The sequence below is a fragment of the Streptomyces sp. NPDC002851 genome, from assembly GCF_053591935.1.
Window position 1 is genome coordinate 168874 of sequence record NZ_JBSFUT010000012.1, and the last position, 21062, is coordinate 189935.

General features: G+C 69.3%; 15 protein-coding genes and 1 pseudogene. 3 read left to right on the forward strand and 13 right to left on the reverse strand.

Annotated elements, in window-relative coordinates:
- Positions 1 to 38: 38 nt before the first annotated feature.
- The 9 genes from ACWD10_RS15590 to folC all read right to left on the reverse strand — a co-directional run bounded on the left by ACWD10_RS15590 (position 39) and on the right by folC (position 10639).
- A complete protein-coding gene (locus tag ACWD10_RS15590) occupies positions 39 to 1580 on the reverse strand; it encodes a CYTH and CHAD domain-containing protein (RefSeq protein ID WP_451091032.1) in 1542 nt (513 codons plus the stop codon).
- A gap of 84 nt (positions 1581 to 1664) precedes the next feature.
- Positions 1665 to 2855, reverse strand: a complete 1191-nt coding sequence (gene rodA, locus ACWD10_RS15595; protein WP_451091034.1) for a rod shape-determining protein RodA — start codon at positions 2853 to 2855, stop codon at positions 1665 to 1667.
- Positions 2856 to 2858: 3 nt separating this feature from the next.
- Positions 2859 to 5036: a penicillin-binding protein 2 gene (gene mrdA / locus ACWD10_RS15600; protein WP_451091036.1), complete on the reverse strand. Its 2178-nt coding sequence runs from the start codon at positions 5034 to 5036 to the stop codon at positions 2859 to 2861.
- Positions 5033 to 5746 carry a rod shape-determining protein MreD gene (mreD, locus tag ACWD10_RS15605; RefSeq protein WP_451091038.1) on the reverse strand — a complete coding sequence of 238 codons (714 nt, stop codon included), beginning with the start codon at positions 5744 to 5746 and terminating at the stop codon, positions 5033 to 5035. Before mreD ends, mrdA begins: the two co-directional genes overlap by 4 nt.
- A 6-nt stretch (positions 5747 to 5752) precedes the next feature.
- Positions 5753 to 6787: a rod shape-determining protein MreC gene (mreC, locus tag ACWD10_RS15610; RefSeq protein ID WP_451091040.1), complete on the reverse strand. Its 1035-nt coding sequence runs from the start codon at positions 6785 to 6787 to the stop codon at positions 5753 to 5755.
- Between the two features lie 135 nt (positions 6788 to 6922).
- Complete coding sequence (locus tag ACWD10_RS15615; protein WP_451091088.1) at positions 6923 to 7942, reverse strand: rod shape-determining protein; 1020 nt, start codon at positions 7940 to 7942, stop codon at positions 6923 to 6925.
- Positions 7943 to 8264: 322 nt separating this feature from the next.
- A complete protein-coding gene (ndk, locus tag ACWD10_RS15620) occupies positions 8265 to 8678 on the reverse strand; it encodes a nucleoside-diphosphate kinase (protein ID WP_451091042.1) in 414 nt (137 codons plus the stop codon).
- Between the two features lie 111 nt (positions 8679 to 8789).
- On the reverse strand, positions 8790 to 9167 hold the full coding sequence (locus tag ACWD10_RS15625; RefSeq protein WP_451091044.1) for a DUF4233 domain-containing protein: 378 nt from the start codon (positions 9165 to 9167) through the stop codon (positions 8790 to 8792).
- Between the two features lie 8 nt (positions 9168 to 9175).
- Positions 9176 to 10639, reverse strand: a complete 1464-nt coding sequence (folC, locus tag ACWD10_RS15630) for a bifunctional tetrahydrofolate synthase/dihydrofolate synthase (RefSeq protein WP_451091090.1) — start codon at positions 10637 to 10639, stop codon at positions 9176 to 9178.
- A gap of 265 nt (positions 10640 to 10904) precedes the next feature.
- Here folC and ACWD10_RS15635 point away from each other — a divergent pair, with 265 nt between their 5' ends.
- Positions 10905 to 11963: a rod shape-determining protein gene (locus ACWD10_RS15635; RefSeq protein WP_451091046.1), complete on the forward strand. Its 1059-nt coding sequence runs from the start codon at positions 10905 to 10907 to the stop codon at positions 11961 to 11963.
- Between the two features lie 13 nt (positions 11964 to 11976).
- Here the strand turns inward: ACWD10_RS15635 and ACWD10_RS15640 are convergent, their stop codons facing one another.
- Positions 11977 to 13152 carry a sensor histidine kinase gene (locus ACWD10_RS15640; protein WP_451091048.1) on the reverse strand — a complete coding sequence of 392 codons (1176 nt, stop codon included), beginning with the start codon at positions 13150 to 13152 and terminating at the stop codon, positions 11977 to 11979.
- 232 nt (positions 13153 to 13384) lie between these two features.
- On the opposite strand from ACWD10_RS15640, the gene ACWD10_RS15645 reads away from it, so the two are divergent.
- On the forward strand, positions 13385 to 14005 hold the full coding sequence (locus ACWD10_RS15645; RefSeq protein ID WP_451091050.1) for a hypothetical protein: 621 nt from the start codon (positions 13385 to 13387) through the stop codon (positions 14003 to 14005).
- A 75-nt stretch (positions 14006 to 14080) separates the two neighbouring features.
- Here the strand turns inward: ACWD10_RS15645 and ACWD10_RS15650 are convergent, their stop codons facing one another.
- Positions 14081 to 16708 (reverse strand): valine--tRNA ligase, encoded by a 2628-nt coding sequence (locus ACWD10_RS15650; RefSeq protein WP_451091092.1) that lies wholly within the window; start codon positions 16706 to 16708, stop codon positions 14081 to 14083.
- A 192-nt stretch (positions 16709 to 16900) separates the two neighbouring features.
- A pseudogene (locus ACWD10_RS15655) lies at positions 16901 to 18128 on the reverse strand (RNA-guided endonuclease InsQ/TnpB family protein); the annotation flags it as partial.
- 149 nt (positions 18129 to 18277) lie between these two features.
- Here ACWD10_RS15655 and ACWD10_RS15660 point away from each other — a divergent pair.
- Entirely contained in the window at positions 18278 to 19246 is a 969-nt protein-coding gene (locus tag ACWD10_RS15660; protein WP_451091052.1) for a hypothetical protein, read from the forward strand.
- Between the two features lie 494 nt (positions 19247 to 19740).
- Here the strand turns inward: ACWD10_RS15660 and clpX are convergent, their stop codons facing one another.
- The gene (gene clpX / locus ACWD10_RS15665; RefSeq protein ID WP_451091054.1) at positions 19741 to 21024 is read right to left on the reverse strand and encodes an ATP-dependent Clp protease ATP-binding subunit ClpX; all 1284 of its coding nucleotides are present in this window, start codon (positions 21022 to 21024) and stop codon (positions 19741 to 19743) included.
- Between the last annotated feature and the right edge of the window lie 38 nt (positions 21025 to 21062).

The following is a 21062-nucleotide window of genomic DNA, read 5'->3' on the forward strand; positions in this document are numbered from 1 at the left end:
TGGCAGGGTGACCCTCAAGACTAACCCGTCCCCCGCAACTACCCGCCTCCGCGCAGGTCAGCCGCGTACTCGGGATGCTCCTGCGGGCTCAGCCCCGGCAGTTCCCGCTCGCAGTCCGCGGCGCGCTGTTCCTCACGGCCGTACAGCAGGCCGTACGTGAACGCCGACTCGCCCGCCGTGTGTGCCTGGGCCGCCAGGTCGCGCAGGGCGGTGCGGGCGACCACGCTGTCCTGGTGCTCGCCGAGCAGGTTCTGGAGGTCCTTCATGTAGCGCACCAGGCGCTTGGCGGGCTTGCCGAGTGCGGGCTGCGCGGCCTCCGCGGCGTACCGGGTGCGCTTGGCCTTCTTGCGGGCCTCATGCATGGCGAGGTCGCGCTCCTCGGTGCCGGGAGGCGCCTTGAGGGCGTCCTGGACGTGGCCGGTGACGCGGTCGTAGTCGCGCAGTACGGCCTTGGTGATCACCTTGGCGGCCGGGCGCTCGGCGGCCGGGCGCAGCGGCGGGTCGGCGAGCAGCGCGTCGAGGGTGTCGAGGAGCACCAGGTAGCGGTGGCCGTCGAGGACGCCGATCAGATGGCGCCGCGAGCCCTGGCGGCGCGCCGCCGACCAGGTGCGCAGGCGGCCCCGTACCGGCCCGTGGATCAGCGTGCGGGGGAGCTCGGCGACGGCGTTCTGGAGGCGTTCGGTCAGCACCTCGCGGTCCCGGTCGATGCCCAACTCCCCGGCGAGCCACTTGAGTTCGTCACCGATGGGGTCGGTGACGGCGCGGTCGAGGACGCGGCGGTACGAGCGGAAGGCGCTGCGCATCCGGCGGGTCGCGACCCGCATCTGGTGCACGGAGTCGGGCAGGTCGCGGCGGACGGCGGGGTCGAGCTCGACGATCGCGTCGCGCTGGGCCCGCAGGTAGGCGAGGACGTGGTCCCCGGCGGTGACCGGTTTCGTCGGCTTCGGCGGCCGGGGCGGCTCGGCGCCGGTCTCGGCGAGGGCCCGGGCCAGCTTGGAGGCCGTGCCCGCCGGGCGGAGGCCCTTCTTCCGCAGCAGCCGCTTCTCGACCTTGTCGAGCAGGTCCGGGTCCGCACCGTTCGCCAGCTCGACCTCGACCTCGGTCCACTCGGCGGTGGCCCCGGCACCGTCCCCGGCCAGCCGGTCCGCGCGTACGGCGTCCACGGCCACCTCGGCGAGCAGCGTCCCGTCCGCGTCGACGAGGTGCCGCAGTTCGCGGGCGGAGCGCAGCCGGACGACGGGCACGAGCTCGGCGTCGCGCACCCGCGAGCGCACGAGCCCGGCGAGCGCGCGCGGTACGGCGGCGGAGAGCGGGGCGTGCACCTCGTCCCGTACGCCCTCGGCGACCGGCAGCTTGAGGTGCCAGCCCGCGTCGTCCCCGCCGGTGCGGCGGCGCAGGGTGCGGCCGCCGGCGGCGAGGGTCAGGTCGGGGGTGTCGTAGTAGGTGGCGTCGAGGTCGACGAGTCCCTTGTCGACGACGTCCGCGACCCCGGGGGCCTTGGTCAGGTCGGGCAGGCCCGTGACTGCGTCCCCAGGAGTACCTTCGTACTTCCGCTCGATCTCGCGCTTCGTCTCCGCCATAAATCGAATTTAGTCACGATGTCTGGCTATGGGCAGCCCCCGGCGCGCGCGGGCGCACGCCGGGGGCTGCCCGAAGATCGTTGGTTACGCCGACAGCGGCCGCTGCGCTTGGATCGACTGCAGTAGTCCTACTGCTATCCAGACCGCGAACATCGACGTACCGCCGTACGACACGAACGGCAGTGGCAGACCGGCGACCGGCATGATGCCGAGGGTCATGCCGACGTTCTCGAAGGTCTGGAAGGCGAACCAGGCGATGATCCCGGCGGCGACGATCGTGCCGTACAGCTCGGTCGTCTCGCGCGCGATCCGGCAGGCGCGCCAGAGCACCACACCGAGGAGCAGCAGGATCAACCCGGCGCCGAGGAAGCCGAGTTCCTCGCCCGCGACGGTGAAGATGAAGTCGGTCTGCTGCTCGGGCACGAACATCCCGGTGGTCTGCGAGCCCTGGCCGAGCCCGGCGCCGGTCAGGCCGCCGGAGCCGATGGCGATACGCGCCTGGTTGGTGTTGTAGCCGACGCCCGCCGGGTCGAGGGCCGGGTTGGCGAAGGCCGCGAAGCGGGCGATCTGGTAGTCGTCGAGGAGCCCGAGCTGCCAGACCGCGATCGCGCCACCGGCGCCCGTGCCGAGGAGCCCGAAGACCCAGCGGTTGGAGGCGCCGGAGGCGAGCAGCACGCCGAGCACTATCACCGCCATCACCATGACCGAGCCGAGGTCCGGCATCAGCATGACGATCAGCATCGGTACGGCGGCGAGGCCGAGGGCCTGCACGACGGTGCGGTGGTCGGGGTGGTCCCGGTCACCGGCGTCGACGCGGGCGGCGAGCAGGATCGCCATGCCGAGGATGATGGTGACCTTGACGAACTCGGAGGGCTGGAGGGAAAGCCCGCCGACGTTGATCCAGGCGTGCGCGCCGTTGATGGTCGCCCCGAGCGGGGTGAGCACGAGCAGGATCAGGAAGACCGAGACGCCGTAGAGCACGGGCACGGCGGTGCGCAGGTTGCGGTGGCCGAGCCAGATAGTGGCGATCATCAGGGCGAGCCCGATGCCGATGTTCAGGACGTGCTTGATCAGGTACGCGTACGGGTCCTCACCGACGAGCTCGGTGCGGTTGCGCGTGGCCGACCAGACCAGGGCCGAGCCGATCAGGGAGAGCGCGAGGGCGCTCAGGAGCAGCGGCCAGTCGAGCCTGCGGGTCACCGAGTCGCGGGCGAACAGCCTGGACCAGGCGCTGCGTTCGGGCCCGTACCCGGAGACGGAGAATCCGCCTGCCATCGGTCAGTCCCGCCTTCCGGGCTCGGTGATGGCGGCCGCCAGCTCCTGTGGGGCGGGCGACTCCTTCTTGGGCGGTACGTAGGGCTTGATCTCGGGGGCGTTGATGGAGCCGTCCCCGTCGATCTTGGGCAGGCCCTTCTCCGGCTCTGGCAACAGGGCCTTCTTCAGGTGCTGCTTGCCCTTTTCGTCGACCCCGTACATGGCCTCGTAGATATTGCGGACCGCGGGGCCGGAGGCGCCGGATCCGGTACCGCCCTGGGAGATGGTCATGATGATCGTGTAGTCCTTGGTGTACGACGCGAACCACGAGGTGGTCTGCTTGCCGTAGACCTCGGCGGTACCGGTCTTGGCGTGCATCGGGATCTTCTTCTGCGGCCAGCCGCCGAACCGCCAGGCGGCGGTGCCGTCGGTCGCGACTTTGGCGAGCGCCTTGTCCACCATGTTGCGGGTCTTTTTGTCCTTGAACGGCAGCTTGCCGTGCGACTTGGGCTCGATCTCCTCGATGTGCTTGCCGTCGGCGCTGATGATGGCCTTGCCGACGGTGGGGTCGTTGAGGGTGCCGCCGTTGGCGATGGCCGCGTAGATGGTGGCCATCTGGATCGGCGTGACGAGGGTGTCGCCCTGGCCGATGGAGTAGTTGACCGAGTCACCGGCGCGCATCTTCATGCCCTCGAGGCAGTTCTCATACATGATCTTCTCGACGTAGTCGCCGCCCTTCTTGCCCTTCTTGCACCAGACCTTGTGGTTGGCGTCCCAGTAGTCCTTCTTCCACTGGCGGTCCGGGACCCGGCCCCTGACCTCGTTGGGCAGGTCGATGCCGGTCTCCTTGCCGAGGCCGAACTGGTGGGCGGTCTTGTAGAACCAGTCCTTGGCATCCTTCTTCGGCGTAAGGCCGCCGTCCTTCCTCCACTGGTCGTGGGACAGCCTGTAGAAGACGGTGTCGCAGGACACCTCCAGGGCCTTGCCGAGGGAGATGGCGCCGTGGGACTGGGACTCGAAGTTCTTGAAGACCTGCCCGCCGATCGAGTACGAACTCGGGCACGGGTAGCTGCCGTTGAAGTCGTATCCGGCGTTGACCGCGGCGGTGGTCGGGATGACCTTGAAGATCGAGCCGGGGGCGGCCTGGCCCTGGATGGCGCGGTTGAGCAGCGGGTAGTTGGAGCCCTTGCCGGTGAGCTTCTTGTACTCCTTGGCGTCGATGCCGCCGACCCAGGCGTTGGGGTCGTAGTTCGGCTCGGAGGCCATGGAGATGACGCGGCCGGTCTTGTTCTCCATGACGATGACCGCGCCCGCGTCGGCCTTGTAGTTCCGGTTGGTGTTCCGGTCGTGCTCCTTGCGGGCTTCCTTCATCGCCCAGTTGAGCTCGTACTCGGCGACGGCCTGGACGCGGGCGTCGATGCTCGTGACCACGTTGGCCCCGGGCCGGGCCGGGTCGCTCTCCGTCTCGCCCATGACGCGGCCGAGCTTGTCGACCTCGTACTCGGTCACGCCCGCCTTGCCGCGCAGCTCCTTGTCGTACGTCCGCTCGAGGCCGGAGCGGCCGACCATGTCGGAGCGGAGGTACGGGGACGGGCCGTCCTTGGCCTTCTCGATCTCCTCGTCCGTGACCGGCGAGAGGTAGCCGAGCACCTGGGAGGTCCGGGCCTTGCCGGGGGCGGGGTAGCGACGGACGGCGGTGGGCTCGGCGGTGATGCCGGGGAAGTCCTCGGCGCGCTCGCGGATCTGCAGGGCCTGCTTGGGCGTTGCCTCGTCGGTGATCGGGATGGGCTGGTACGGGGAGCCGTTCCAGCAGGGCTGTGGGGTCTCGCTGTCGCAGAGGCGGACCTTGTCGGCGACCTCCTTGGGGGTCTTGCCGAGGACTTCCGCGAGGCGGGTGAGGACGGCGTCGCCGTCGTCCTTCATCTTCATCAGCTGGGTACGGGAGGCGGAGACGACGAGGCGGGTCTCGTTGTCGGCGAGCGGGACGCCGCGCGCGTCGAGCAGGGAGCCGCGCACGGCTGGGTGGACGACGCGCTGTACGTGGTTGCCGCTGGCCTTGTTGGCGTACTCGCTGCCGTTGCGGACCTGGAGGAACCAGAGGCGTCCGCCGAGAGTGGCGAAGAGGGAGAAGACGAGCACCTGGATGACGACGAGCCGGATCTGGACCCGCGGGGTGCGTCCGGTCTCCGGAATATTGGTCACAGCTTTTTGACCCCCTTGATGCGTCCGGTGCGTGCCATGCGCGTCTTGGTCTGCTTCATCCGCAGGCCGCCGCGACCGGGCCCGACGCGGCCCGGCCCGCGTCGCTGGCTGCCGATGCGCAGGCCGGTGCGGAGTCCGGTGCCGGTGGAGAGCCAGCCGGTGGAGGCCTCGCTCGATCTGCCGCTGCCGCCGGTCTCGGCGAGCGGGTCGTTCTCGGCCCGCCGGGCGAGCGCCATGATCCCGGGCACGACGAACGGCGCGAGCAGCAGGTCGTACAGCGTGGCCGTGAACAGCAGGCCGCCCAGGCCCACACCGCGGGCCCCGGTGTCCCCGACGAGGAAGCCCACCGCGGCGTAGAGGAGCGTGGAGCCGAGGGCGCCGCCGACGACCACGACCATCGGCCCGGTGGCGGAGCGGACCTGGCCGGACTCGGGCTTGGTCAGTCCGGCGAGATAGCCGATGACGCAGAGCACGAGGGCGTAGCGCCCGAGGGCGTGGTCGGCCGGTGGCGCGAGGTCGGCTAGGAGTCCGGCGCCGAAGCCGACGAGGGCGCCGCCGACGTGGCCGTAGACGAGGGCGAGTGCGAGGACGGTGAGCAGCATCAGGTCGGGCACGGCGCCGGGCAGGCGGAGCTTGGCGAGCACACTGACCTGGAGGACGAGGGCGACGGCCACCAGCGTGGTGGAGAGGAGCATCCGGTTGACACGCATGGGCTCTTACTCCTGGTCGTCCTGGGCGCCTTGGTTGTCCGGGTCGCCTGCGGGTGGCTGTTCGCCGTCGGTCGGCGGGGCCTGCCCGTCGGCGTCGGCCTCGCCTTCTGCGGGCGGTGGTGCCTCGCCCTCGGCGGGCGGGGTGACGGTCACGGTGACCGTGGGTGTCGGCTTGGGCTTCGGCGGCGGGGGCAGCACCTTGTCGCGCGGGTCGGTGCGCGGGGCCTGGACGACGACGCCGACGACGTCGAGCTTGGTGAAGCCGACGTACGGCTTGAGGTGCACGGTCCGGGTCAGGTCGTTATTGGCCGGGTCGATGCGGGTCACCTCGCCGAGCGGGACGCCGGGCACGAACGGCCGGTCGGCATGCGAGCCGAAGGTGACCATGCGGTCGCCCTTCTTGATCTTGGCCTTGCCGTTGAGCATCTTGACGGAGAGGTCGCCGCCGCCGCGGCCGTTGGCGAAGCCGAGCTCGTCGGTCTTCTCCAGGCGGGTGCCGACGGCGAAGTCCGGGTCGATGGCGAGCAGTACGGTGGCGGTGCTCGGGCCGACGGTGGTGACGCGGCCGACGAGGCCGTCCGCGTTGAGCACGGTCATGTCGCGCGTGAGGCCGTCGTTGGCGCCGGCGTCGATGGTGACCGTCCAGCTGAAGCCTTGGGCGGCTCCTATGGCGATGACCTCGGCACCCTTGATGGCGTACTGTCCGGCGCCGGCCTTCTTCAGCATCTGGTCGAGCTGCCGGACCCGACTTCGGTTGCGGTCGTCGCTGCCGAGCCTGGCCTTCAACGCGGCGTTCTCACGCTCGAGTTCGCTGATTCTGCTGTGCCGCTCGCCGGAGTCGCGGACCGCGGCGATGGCGTTGCCGAACGGCTCGACCGCCGCGGATACGCCGTTCTCCACGGGTCCGAACACCGTCGCTGCGGCCTGTCGGGCACCGTCGACCGGTGACTCCTCGCCACCGCGGATGTCCACCGTGATCAGCGCGAACGCGATGGCGACCAGCAGTACCAGGAGCAGCCGGCTCTCTCGTGTGTCCCTCACGTGCGGCGGCCGTGCCTTCCTCGTCGGAATGGGTTGTGGCTTGCGTAGCGGATCGCCGCTACCGATCCGCTATATCAACGATCCGCCGTACGAAGAGAAAGCTCGTACGGCGGACGTTTTTTGTGTGGCCCCCGCTTACCTGCGGGGCGAGGCGTCGAGCACCTGCTGGAGCGCCTCGAACTCCTCCACGCACTTGCCGGAACCGAGCGCCACGGAGTCCAGCGGGTCCTCCGCGATGTGGATCGGCATGCCGGTCTCGCGGCGCAGCCGCTCGTCCAGGCCGCGGAGCAGGGCGCCGCCGCCGGTGAGCACGATGCCTCGGTCCATGACATCGCCGGAGAGCTCCGGCGGGCACTTGTCGAGAGTGGTCTTGACCGCGTCCACGATCGAGTTGACCGGCTCCTCCATGGCCTTGCGGACCTCGGCGGTGGAGACGACCACGGTCTTGGGGAGCCCGCTGACCAGGTCGCGGCCGCGGATCTCGGTGTGTTCCTCGTCCTCCATGTCGTATGCCGAACCGATGGTGATCTTGATCTGCTCGGCGGTGCGCTCGCCGAGGAGGAGCGAGTACTCCTTCTTGATGTGCTGGATGATCGCGTTGTCCAGCTCGTCGCCGGCGACGCGGATGGACTGTGCTGTGACGATTCCGCCGAGAGAGATGACGGCGACCTCGGTGGTGCCGCCGCCGATGTCCACCACCATGTTCCCCGTGGCCTCGTGGACCGGGAGACCGGAGCCGATGGCGGCGGCCATGGGCTCCTCGATGATGTGCACCTGGCGGGCGCCGGCCTGGGTCGACGCCTCGATGACTGCGCGTCGCTCCACGCCGGTGATGCCGGAGGGGACGCAGACGACTACGCGGGGGCGGGCGAGATAGCGTCGCTTGTGGATTTTGAGGATGAAGTAGCGGAGCATCCGCTCGGTGATTTCGAAGTCGGCGATAACGCCGTCTTTCAGCGGGCGGACCGCGACGATGTTGCCAGGGGTGCGGCCGATCATCTTCTTCGCCTCAGCGCCGACCGCAAGAATGCCGCCGGTGTTGGTGTTGATGGCGACGACGGATGGCTCGTTGAGTACGATGCCGCGGCCCCTGACGTACACCAGCGTGTTGGCAGTCCCGAGGTCGACAGCCATGTCACGGCCGATGAACGACATGTTGGTTCCCATCAGGAGCGTCAGGCCTTCCCAAGTGAAGCGTTTGATGGCTGGTCAGGTCGGCGTGGGGTGCGCGCTGGCGTGCAGGGTTACATCGTAATGTCGCCCGCACGGACTGGGCGCGAGGGTCTCCGCCATTGTCAGCAGAGGAATCACCGTCCCGCTAATGGGGACGTGCCGACTGAAGGAAGCGTTCCCCCAATCGGCCTGCATATGCGGAAGGGCGGCCGCTCAATTGGCGGCCGCCCCAGGTCACAGGCCTGGATTTATTGACGGTACGTCAGCAATTCGGGCAATCCGCCGCCCGGGCCCGCGTGCCTGCTCAGAGGCCTTGGGGGAAGAAGATCTTCAGCTCGCGCTCGGCGGACTCCTCCGAGTCCGAGGCGTGGATCAGGTTCTCCCGCACGATGGTGCCGTAGTCCCCGCGGATCGAGCCCGGCGCCGCGGCGATCGGGTCGGTCGGACCGGCGAGTGCGCGCAGGCCCTCGATGACCCGCTCCCCCTCGACGACCATGGCGACGACCGGGCCCGAGGCCATGAACTCGACCAGCGGCTCGTAGAACGGCTTGCCCTTGTGCTCGCCGTAGTGCTGCTCCAGGACGTCCTGGCTCAGGGTGCGCAGTTCGAGCGCGGTGATGGTCCAGTTCGCCTTGCGCTCGATCCGGCCGATGATCTCGCCGATCAGACCACGGCGTACGGCATCGGGCTTGAGCAGGACGAGAGTGCGCTGGCTCACGGGTCGGCTCCTTCTGGCAATTGCAGATAGCGGGTGGTCAGAGGCTACAGGTCCCTGAGCGGCGGACGTTACTCAGCGTCAAGCCGCGGGGAGTACTCGGGCAACTCCGGCTCACGCCGGGTCGGCCCCCGCAGCCCCCGCCGCCTCCGCTGCCCCCTCAGCCTGTGCGGCGAACCGCGCCTTCGCCTCGTCCACCTTCCGGCCGAAATGCACCGAGCACCACCACAGGGCCGCGAAGCCGACGCCCAGGAAGAACATCGTCGGCAGCACGAAACCGGAGGCGATCAGGCCGGCCTGGAGAACCCAGCCGAGCTGCACCCCGCCGGGCCGGGTGACCATCCCGCAGAGCAGCACGGACACGGCCATGGCGATGCCGCAGATCGTCCAGACCGTGCCCATCGACAGATTCGGGTCCTTCATCGCGACCAGACCGGCGAAGCCGATCACGAAGAACTCGCCGATCAGCGTGGACGAGCAGAGCGTGCGCATACGAAGAGTCAGCCCTTCCCCAGGAGCAGCCGGGCCTCGCCGACCGTGATGACGGAACCGGTGACGAGGACGCCGCCGCCCGCGTACTCGTCCTCTTCCTCGGCGAGGGTGATCGCCGCCTCCAGGGCGTCGTCCAGGCGCGGCTCGACCTGGATCCGCTCCTCGTCCCCGAAGACCTCGACGGCGAGGGCGGCCAGGGCGTCCGCGTCCATCGCGCGGTGGCTGGAGTTCTGCGTGATGACGACCTCGGCGAGGAGCGGCTCGAAGGCCTCGAGCAGCCCCCGCGCCTCCTTGCCCTCGCTCACGCCGACCACGCCGATCAGACGGCTGAAGTCGAAGACCTCGCTGACCGCGGCGGCGGTGGCGCGGGCGCCCGCCGGGTTGTGCGCGGCGTCCAGGACGACGGTCGGCGAGGTGCGGACGACCTCCAGGCGGCCCGGCGTGGCCACCGAAGCGAACGCGGAGCGGATCACCTCGGCGTCGAGCGACTCGGTGCGCTGGGCGCCGACGCCGAAGAACGCCTCGACCGCGGCGAGCGCCACCGCGGCGTTGGCCGCCTGGTGCGCGCCGTGCAGCGGCAGGAAGATGTCGGTGTACTCGGTGCCGCCGAGGCCGCGCAGCGTCAGCAGCTGCCCGCCGACGGCGACCTGGCGCGAGACGACGCCGAACTCCAGGCCCTCGCGGGCCACCGTGGCATTGACCTCGACGGCCTTCTTGAGCAGCACCTGGGCGGCGTCCACCGGCTGCTGCGCCAGGATCACCGTGGCGTCCTGCTTGATGATCCCGGACTTCTCGGCGGCGATCTCGCCGGGCGTCTCGCCGAGCCGGTCGGTGTGGTCCAGGTCGATCGGGGTGACCACGGCGACGTCCGCGTCGATCACGTTTGTCGCGTCCCAGCTGCCGCCCATGCCGACCTCGACCACGGCCACGTCCACCGGGGCGTCGGCGAAGGCGGCGTACGCCATGCCGGTCAGGACCTCGAAGAAGGAGAGGCGGTAGTCCTGCTGTGCGTCGACCAGCTCGACGTACGGCTTGATGTCGTTGTACGTCTCTACGAAGCGCTCGGCGGAGATCGGGGCGCCGTCCAGGCTGATCCGCTCGGTGACGAGCTGGACGTGCGGCGAGGTGTACCGCCCGGTGCGCAGCTCGAAGGTGCTGAGCAGCGACTCGATCATGCGGGCCGTGGACGTCTTGCCGTTGGTGCCGGTCAGGTGGATCGAGGGGTAGGCGCGCTGGGGCTCGCCGAGCACGTCCATCAGGGCATTGATCCGGGTGACGGACGGCTCCAGCTTGGTCTCGCCCCAGCGGGTGGCGAGCTCGGCCTCCACCACGCGCAGCGCCTCGTCGAGCTCGGGGTCCTCGGGGCGGGTCGGGACGTCGGCCTGCGGCGGGCCTGCCTGGGTGCGCAGGGTGCGGCTGCCGGCCTCGATCACGGCGAGGTCGGGGTCGCGGTCGGTCTCGGCCTCGACGATGTCGGCGAAGGCGTCGTCGCCGCCGTCGCCGTCGGGGCCTTCGACACCGTCGGGACCGTTGTCGGCGCCGTGGCCGAAGGGGCCGAGGGGGCCCTCGATGGGGCCGGGTTCTGGGTCGTCGCTCGGGTTGCCGTGCGCGGGGAGGTCACTCACACCGCCAAGTCTACGGAGGGGGTGTGACACCGACGGGACGGGACCTTCGGCCCGCCCGGTTCGGGACCAACGCACTGCCCTCGCGCGGAATCACCCGGCAAACTTGGCGATCATGGACATAGGTATCGACCTCGGCACGGCCAACACCCTGCTCTACGCCCGCGGCCAGGGCATCGTGCTCAACGAGCCGTCCGTCGTGGCGGTCCGCGAGGGCACCCGCGGCGCCCTCGCCGTCGGCGCGGACGCCAAGGAGACCATCGGCCGCACCCCGGGGTCGATCACCGCGATCCGCCCCCTGAAGGACGGCGTGATCAGCGACTACGTGGCCGCCGAGGAGATGATCCGGCACTTCGTCCGCAAGGCGGTGCCGGGCCGCCGTCCGCGCACCCGCATGGTCGTCTGCGTGCCCTCCGGCGTGACCCCCGTGGAGCGGCGCGCGATCGTGCACGCGGCGCAGCGCTCCGGGGCACGGGCGGTGCACCTGATCGAGGAGCCGATGGCGGCGGCGATCGGGGCGGGCCTGCCGGTCTCCGAGCCGCGCGGTTCGATGGTCGTGGACATCGGCGGCGGCACCGCCGAGGTGGCGGTGATCTCGCTCGGCGGCATCGTCACGGCGCAGTCGCTCCGGGTCGGCGGCGACCGTCTGGACGCCGCGATCACCGACTACGTACGCAAGGAGCACGGGCTGCTCATCGGCGAGCGCACCGCCGAGGACATCAAGGTCGCGATCGGCTCGGCCTGGCCGGTGCCGGAAACTGAAGGGGCGGGGCGAAGCCCCTCCGGCAAGGGCGGTGGTGGGCGACGGGCGGGCGCCTTCGAGATGCGGTCGTTCACGGTACGGGGCCGGGAGAAGGTCGGCGGCCTGCCGAAGACCATCGACCTCACGGCCCGCGAGGTACGGGCGGCCCTGGACGAGCCGATCGAGGCGGTCATCACGGCGGTGAAGGCCACCCTGGAGGACTGCCCGCCCGAACTCTCCGGCGACGTGATGGAACACGGCATCGTGATCACGGGCGGCGGCGCGCTGCTGCCCGGGCTCGACCTGCGGATGGCCTCGGAGACCGGCATTCCGGTGTCGGTGGCGGAGCACCCGCTGGACTCGGTGGCCTTGGGGTGCGGGAAGTGCGTGGAGGACTTCGACGGGTTGCAGCGGTTGATGTCGGCGGCGTGAGCCGCGCCCGTCCTCAGCTGCCGGACGGGCTTGTGGTGCCCATCGGCAGCTCGGCCACGACCTCGTACGCATCCACCGTGCGGCCCGCCGTGAACGTCCCGCCCACACTGCTCACCCGCTCCGCCATCCCCGCCGTCCCCGTCCCCGCGGACACCGGCGCGTGCGGCGGGACCGCCTCCGGCAGCGCGTTGCGGACCTCGATGCGCGCGCGTCCGGCGCCGACGGTGATCCGTACCCCCACGGCCTCCCCCGGCGCGTGCTTCGCCGCGTTGGTCAGGCACTCCTGGACGACCCGGTGGACCGCCGCCTGCCGCAGCGGCGAGAGGCGGTACGCCGCGTCGTCGACCTCCAGCTTCACCGGGCTCCCGGCCCGGTCGCTCTCCTCGGCTAGCAGCTGGAGCCCGTCGAGGCCCGGTGTCGGCGCACCGTCGGCGCCGCGCCGCACGATGATCTCGTTGAGTACCCGGTGCGCCCGGCGCGCGGTCTCGGACAGCTCCTCGAAGTCCCGCTGCCAGCTCTCGCCCCGCGCCCGCCGCGCCAGCACCTCCGAACGCACGGTGAGCAGCGTCAACTCCCGCCCCACGAAGTCGTGCACATCGCCCGCGACCCGGTTCCGCTCGCTCTGCACGGCCTGGAGCACCGCGGTCCTTGCGCGCTGGTTCTCCAGGGCGCGCACCAGGTCCTGCCGATTGGCGGCGATGCCGACCCCGGCCGCGAGCGCCCCGATCGGCACCACGAGGCCGAGGAACTCGGGCAGGGTGTCCGCTTGCCGCACCGGCCAGCCCGGCAGGCTGAACAGCGCGCAGGCCACCGCCAGATAGCCGACCGCGGCGAGGATTCCGGCCCGCCGTCCGCGATAGCGCCCGAGGGCGTAGAGCGCGAACTGCACCAGGGTCAGCTCGTGCAGCCACCAGAGCAGCACCAGACCCACGCCGTACGCCACCCAGGGCGCCCGGCGGCGCAACAGCAGCGTCGCGGAGGCGGCGGCGAGGACCGAGGCGACCTGAAGGTGTCCGCGCAGCGAGTTGTCACCGGCGGCGAGCCCGGGGATGTCCAGGGCCATCAGGCCGAGGCAGCTGAGCGCGGTGAGCACGTCGAGGGAGCGCGGACAGCCCACCCAGCGCCGCGCGAGGCGGCGGCCCGCGGCCGTCGCCCTGCGCAGCGCCGCTATGGCGGGAAGGTCAACCATGTCCTCCATCATCCGGGGTCTTTTGGCCCGTTCCGACGGACTTACGTCCCGAATTGCCGTGATCTACCGCACTCCTGGCATCCGCACCGTCCCCGCCCGGGAGGGTCTCGTCCGCAAACGCCGGACGGGCTGCGTTGATCGGACCGGTTGTACTGATCCGTTCCGGCGATCGCATGCCTTGATCACGGCGCGGTTCGGGGGGCGGGGCGGTCGCCGGGGGTGCAATCGGTGCATGTGGTACGCCCAGAACCCCGGACGCAGAGCGCGGCAGCTGATCGGCGACGGTGCGGTCCTGTTGTGGGCCGTGCTGTGCGCGGCGCTCGCGGTGACCGCGCACCGGTTCATCCAACTGCTCCTGCGGCCCGCCCAGGACGTCGAGGCGGCCGGGCGCGGCTACGGTGCGGGCCTGCCGGGGCCGGGCCCGTCGGCGGCGCGGGTGCCGCTGGTCGGGGCGCGCATCGACGCGGCGCTGCGGGAGCTCGCGGGCGCCGGGGACCGGCTCGTCACGGCGGGCGACCGCGGGCAGGCGCTCGTGGACATGCTCGCGATCGGCGGTGCCGTCGGCCTGTTCGTCCTGCCCGTCGGCCTGGTCCTGGCGCTGTGGCTGCCGCGGCGGGTGCGCTGGGTGCGGCAGGCGGCCGCGGCGCGGGAGCTGGCGGCCTCAGAGGACGGCCGGGAGATCCTGGCGCTTCGGGCCCTGATGCGGCCGCTCGACGAGGTGGCGCGTACGGCTGCGGAGTTGCCGGACGCGACGCCCGGGAGCCTCGCCGAGGGCTGGCGGAACGGGGATCCGGAAACCCTGGACACCCTGGCGGACGCGGAGTTGGAGCGCCTGGGCCTGGTCATGGCGTAAGACGACGCGAACGCCGGAGGAGCCGCACCACCGTGCGGCTCCTCCGGCGTTCTTCGAGGAAAGCGACGCGTCGCGTTACGCGGCCGGAAGCTTCTCCAACTGCCCCTGAATCCGGGCGATATCGGCCTCCGCCTTGGTGAGGCGGCCCCGGATCTTCTCCACGACGTGGTCCGGCGCCTTCGCGAGGAACGCCTCGTTCCCGAGCTTCGCGTTGGCCGCCGTGACCTCCTTCTCCGCCGCCGCGAGGTCCTTGGCCAGGCGCTTGCGCTCGGCCGCGACGTCGATCGTGCCGGAGAGGTCGAGCGCGACCGTCGCCCCGGACACCGGCAGGCTCGCCGTCGCCGCGAAGTTCTCGCCCTCCGGCTGGAGGCGGAGCAGCTGACGGATGGCGGGCTCGTGCGGGGCCAGCGCCGTGCCCTCCAGGGTGAGCCGGGCCGGAACCTTCTGACCGGGCTGAAGGCCCTGGTCGGAGCGGAACCGGCGGACCTCGGTGATGACCTGCTGAAGGGTCTCGATCTCCCGCTCGGCGTCGGCGTCCCGGAAACTCGAGTCCGTCGGCCAGTCGGCGATGACCAGAGACTCCTTGCCGGTGAGCGTGGTCCACAGGGTCTCGGTCACGAACGGCACGACCGGGTGGAGCAGCTTCAGCGTGACGTCGAGGACCTCCCCGAGCACCCGCTTGGTGTCCTCGGCGGCCTGACCGCCCTCCTGGAAGGTGGTCTTGGTCAGCTCCACGTACCAGTCGAAGACCTCGTCCCAGGCGAAGTGGAACAGGGCGTCGGAGAGCTTCGCGAACTGGAAGTCCTCGTAGTACGCGTCGACTTCGGCCACGACGGAGTTGAGCCGGGACAGGATCCACCGGTCGGTCGACGAGAGCCGCTCGGCGGGCGGGAGTTCGCCCTCGACCGTGGCGCCGTTCATCAGCGCGAAGCGCGTCGCGTTCCAGATCTTGTTGGCGAAGTTACGGGAGCCCTGGACCCAGTCCTCGCCGATCGGGACGTCCGTGCCCGGGTTGGCCCCACGGGCGAGCGTGAACCGAAGAGCATCGGAACCGTACTTGTCCATCCAGTCGATCGGGTTGACCGCGTTCCCGAAGGACTTCGACATCTTCTTGCCGAACTGGTCGCGGACCATGCCGTGCAGGGCGATGGTGTGGAACGGCGGGGTGCCGTCCATCGCGTACAGGCCGAACATCATCATCCGGGCGACCCAGAAGAAGAGAATGTCGTAGCCCGTGACCAGCACAGAATTCGGATAGAACTTCGCGAGGCTCTCGGTCTGCTCGGGCCAGCCGAGCGTGGAGAACGGCCACAGGCCGGACGAGAACCAGGTGTCCAGGACGTCGGTGTCCTGCGTCCAGCCCGCACCGCTCGGCGGCTCCTCGTCGGGCCCGACGCAGACGACTTCACCCTCCGGCCCGTACCAGACCGGAATCCGGTGGCCCCACCACAACTGCCGCGAGATGCACCAGTCGTGGAGGTTGTCGACCCAGTCGAAGTACCGCTTCTCCATCTCCTGCGGATGGATCTTGACGCGGCCGTCACGGACGGCGTCTCCCGCCGCCTTCGCCAGCGGGCCGACCTTGACCCACCACTGCATGGACAGACGCGGCTCGATCGTGGTCTTGCAGCGCGAGCAGTGGCCCACGGAGTGGGTGTACGGGCGCTTCTCGGCGACGATCCGGCCCTCGGCGCGGAGCGCGCCGACGATGGTGCTGCGGGCCTCCAGGCGGTCCAGGCCCTGGAACGGACCGTGTGCGGTGATCACCGCGTGCTCGTCCATGACGGCGAGGCTCGGCAGCCCGTGCCGCTGACCGATCTCGAAGTCGTTCGGGTCGTGGGCCGGAGTGACCTTGACGGCGCCGGTGCCGAACTCCGGGTCCACGTGCTCGTCGGCGACGACCGGGATGGACCGATCGGTGAGCGGCAGCTTGATCTGCTTCCCGATCAGGTGCGCGTACCGCTCGTCCTCGGGGTGCACGGCGACGGCGGTGTCACCCAGCATCGTCTCGGCGCGGGTGGTGGCGACGACAAGCGTCTCGTCCCCCTCCCCGTACTTGATGGAGACGAGCTCACCGTCATCGTCCTGGTACTCGACCTCGATGTCGGAGATGGCGGTCAGACACCGGGGGCACCAGTTGATGATCCGCTCGGCGCGGTAGATCAGTTCATCTTCGTAGAGCCGCTTGAAGATGGTCTGGACGGCCTGGGAGAGCCCCTCGTCCATGGTGAACCGCTCACGCGACCAGTCCACGCCGTCACCAAGCCGACGCATCTGCCCGGAGATCTGCCCGCCGGACTCGCCCTTCCACTTCCAGACCCGCTCGACGAACTCGTCCCGCCCCAGGTCGTGCCGGGACTTGCCCTCCTTGCCGAGCTCGCGCTCCACGACGTTCTGCGTGGCGATACCGGCATGGTCCATCCCGGGCTGCCACAGCGTCTCGTAGCCCTGCATCCGCTTGCGGCGGGTGAGGGCGTCGATGAGCGTGTGCTCGAAGGCGTGGCCCAGGTGCAGGGACCCGGTGACGTTCGGCGGCGGAATGACAACGGTGTACGGCGGCTTGTCGCTCTTCGCGTCGGCGGCGAAGTAACCGCGGTCTACCCAGCGCTCGTACAGCGGCCCCTCTACCTCGGCCGGAGCGTAGGTCTTCGGCAGTTCGGGCTCGGGGACGCTGGCGTGCTGCTGCTGAGTGTTCTCGGTCACGCGGCACAGTTTACGGGGGCGGTCGGCCCCGCTTCGAATCGATACCTGACGGCCCCTCCCCGCCACAGTTCCGTACTGATACCCCGCATGTTTGGTAACGGTGAGGCACCGGCGACCCCACCCCCTTGCTGGTTCCGTCAGGATGTTCGGAACGCTTGACCTACCCCCGCCCCTGAGGGGCGAGAGTTCTCGTGGCTCGCGCCACAGAGCTTCCTGCTTCAACACCGACTGCCCGCCCGGAGGATTTCCGTTGGGGTCTTACACCGGCTCCACAGGCCGCAACCGCCAGCCCGGCGGCCAGAATGTTCCGTGCCGCGTTCACGTCCCGGTCCAGGACCAGGCCGCACGCGGGGTTGCCGCACCGGAAGGTGCGTTCATTCAGTGGCAAGCTCGCCTTCAGCGTGCCGCAGGAGGAGCAGATCCTGCTGCTTGGATGCCACCGGTCGATCACCACGAGATCTCGTCCGTACCAACGGCATTTGTACTCAAGGAGCGAGCGCAGTTCCGTCCAGGCGGCATCGGAGATCGCGCGCGCAAGCGTGCGGTTCTTGAGCATGCCCCGGACGGTCAGGTCCTCGATCGCGATCAGTTGGTTGTCCTGAACGAGTCGAGTGGTCAGCTTGTGCAGAAAGTCCCGGCGTCGGTCGGTGATCCGTGCATAAACCTTCGCAACCTTGGCGCGGGCTTTGTCCCGGTTCTTCGATCCCCATTGCTTGCGCGCCAGCTGCCGCTGAGCCCTGACCAAACGCCCACGGTCACGGCGCTCGAACCTCGAGTTGCCCACCTTGCCCGAGCCGTCGGTCAGGCCTTCGGTCGGACGCGACAAGGTGACCAGCGAAGTAAGGCCGGCGTCGATGCCCACCATTGCATCCGTCTGCGGCAACGGCTTGACGGCCGGATCTTCCACCAACATGGAGACGAACCAGCGTCCGGCCGCATCCCGGGATACCGTCACCGTCGACGGTTCGGCCCCCTCAGGCAACGGTCGCGAATAGACCACATTCAACGGCTCGTTCATCTTGGCAAGCGTCAGCTCACCTGCACGCCAGCGGAACGCGGCGCGGGTGTACTCAGCCGATGCCCTCGACTTCTTACGGGACTTGAGCCGCGGATACCGCGCACGCCCTTCCCAGAAGGCCACGAAAGCGCTCTGCAGGTGCCGAAGTCCCTGCTGGAGCGGCACCGCGGAAACCTCACCGAGATAGGCAAGTTCCTCGGTCCTCTTCCATGCCGTGAGCATCGCGGAGGTTGCGTTGTAGTTGATGCGCTCCTGCCGCTGATACCAGCCTTCGGTACGCGCCTGCAGTGCGAGGTTGTAGACCTTCCGCACACACCCGAACGTGCGCAGCAACTCAACCGCCTGCGCATCGGTCGGGTAGACGCGGAACTTGAAGGCCCGCCTCACCCGGTCAGTCTTCACAACTTACAATCTAGCGGGCCTATTTGTAGCCCTACAAGCCTACACATCAGCACCTCTCTGGGGGAGTTTGCGGCGCTTCGCATCACCCTCTGCAGAAATGCACTTCCTGCCCGCCTTGACGGCCGGACTGTCCACACAAGGAGAACTCGATGAGCTACAACCAGCCCGGCCCGTACGGCGGCCAGCCTCAGCAGCCCGGACCGTACGGTCAGCCGGGTCAGCCGCAGCAGCCGGGGCCCTACGGCCAGCCGGCCCCGCCGCAGGCACCCCAGCCCGGCTACGGCTACCCGCAGCAGGCCCCGCAGGGCGTCCCGCCACAGCAGGGCTACGGCTACCCGCAGCAGGGCGCCCCCCAGCAGCCGGGCCCCTACGGCCAGCAGCAGTACGGCCAGCAGCCCCCGTACGGCCAGGTCCCCCCGCCCCCGCCGGGCGGCGGCGGTGGCGGCAAGAAGGTCGGCATCATCGTCGGCTCGGTGGTCGCCCTTGCGGTGATCGCGGGTGGCGTGTGGTTCTTCACCGCGGGCGGTGGCGGCGGCAGCAGCGTCGCGGACGACGGCAAGACGTACAAGCTGACGACTCCGGCGACGGTGCTCGGGGAGTACAAGAAGAGCCCGAGCAACGACGCCGGCTCGGGCGACTTCGACGACGCCGAAGACTGGGGCATCAAGAACGCCAAGGACGTGTCCGCCGGCTACGCGGCTGGCTCCGGCACCAGCGCCAAGTCGCTGGCGTTCGGCGGCGTCTACGGCGAGATCGAGGACCCCGAGGCGGCTGTCGACGCCATGTTCGCCCAGATGAAGGAAGAGTCCGAGAAGGACCAGAGCAGCAGCTCCAGCAAGGGCGAACTGATCGGTGACCCCGAGGAGTTCCAGCCCGATGGCTTCGAGAACGGCATCATGAAGTGCCAGGAGGCCAAGGTCACCAAGGGCGCGGGCGCCGCCGCGGGCGGGCCCAGCGAGGCCACCATCCCGATCTGCATCTGGGCCGACAACAGCACCCTCGCCGAGGTACTCCACTTCGACATGGCTTCCCTGGCCACCGGCAACGGCGGCTCCATGGAAGACCTGGCCGGCATCGCAGCCAAGGTCCGCAACGAGGTGCGGGTCGAGGTCAAGTAGCAACGCCTAGCAACCCCAGGGCGTGTCCCAGCCACCCAGCCGGGACACGCCCTCACTGCTAGAGACGAGACAGGGAACAAGCCTTGTCGGCGTGAGTCTCACGTACCCCCAGCTGCTCAAGGCGGAACCGGCAGGCATCATGCCCGAAGACACTAGAACCAGTCCTGCAAGCCCGCTCCACACCCTCGCCAACTATGTACCCCCTGTCGCGAAGGTACTGCATGCAGTCATAGGTGTGGGCTGCCGCCGGAGACGCAGTGACCACCGGAGTCACACTCGCAGCAATCGCCACCCCCACCGCAGCGAGCACCCGCTTCTTCTTCAACGACTTCACGGTCTCCCCTCCCGTTTACTTCGGTCACAGAAGACCCAAGCAGCGGGCGCACGCAAAGCACAAGCGTTCGACGGACGTTGTCCTGATATTTGCGCCAAGCACTGAGGCCCCAGCCAACTCAATAGCTGGGGCCTCAGTTACGTACAAGCAAAGCGCAGCGCTACGCGCTCTTCTCGTGCCGCCCATCGTTCTTCACGATCCGCGGCACCAACGTCGGGTTCACGTTCGAGTGGACGACGTCCGGGGTGATGACGACCCTCGCCACGTCCTTCCGCGAGGGGACCTCGTACATCACCGACTGCAGGACCTCCTCCATGATGGCGCGCAGGCCCCGCGCGCCGGTCTGGCGGAGGATGGCCTGGTCGGCGATGGCCTCCATGGCCTCGTGCTCGAAGTCCAGCTCTACGCCGTCCAGTTCAAACAACCTCTGGTACTGCTTCACCAGGGCGTTGCGGGGCTCCACCAGGATCTTCAGGAGCGCCTCGCGGTCGAGGTTGTGGACCGACGTGATGACCGGGAGGCGGCCGATGAACTCGGGGATCATGCCGAACTTCACCAGGTCCTCGGGCATGACGTCCTCGAACTGGTCCTTCTCCTCCAGCTCCCGCTTGGAGTGGATCGTCGCGCCGAAGCCGATGCCCTTGGCACCGGCCCGACCTTCGATGATCTTCTCAAGGCCCGCGAAGGCACCGCCCACGATGAACAGCACATTCGTGGTGTCGATCTGGATGAATTCCTGGTGCGGGTGCTTGCGGCCGCCCTGGGGCGGGACCGAGGCGGTCGTGCCCTCCAGGATCTTCAACAGCGCCTGCTGTACGCCCTCGCCGCTGACGTCACGCGTGATCGACGGGTTTTCGCTCTTTCGCGCGACCTTGTCGATCTCGTCGATGTAAATGATCCCGGTTTCGGCCTTCTTGACGTCGTAGTCCGCCGCCTGGATCAGCTTCAGGAGGATGTTCTCGACGTCCTCGCCGACGTACCCGGCCTCCGTCAGCGCCGTCGCGTCGGCAATGGCGAACGGGACGTTCAGCATCCGGGCCAGCGTCTGGGCCAGGAGCGTCTTTCCCGAACCCGTGGGGCCGAGCAGGAGGATGTTGGACTTCGCCAACTCGATGGCGTCCTCGCGCCCTTGAGCGCCGCCGTTCTCACCGGCCTGGACCCGCTTGTAGTGGTTGTACACCGCGACCGAGAGCGCCTTCTTGGCCGCTTCCTGACCTACGACGTAACCCTCGAGGAATTCGTAGATCTCACGGGGCTTGGGGAGTTCCTCCCAACGCACCTCGCTCGTCTCCGCGAGCTCTTCCTCGATGATCTCGTTACAGAGGTCGATGCACTCGTCGCAGATGTACACACCGGGGCCTGCGATGAGCTTCTTGACCTGCTTCTGGCTCTTGCCACAGAACGAGCACTTGAGCAGATCGCCGCCGTCACCGATGCGTGCCACGAGGTGCTTCCCCTTCGCCTGGGAGACGCCCTTTCAGG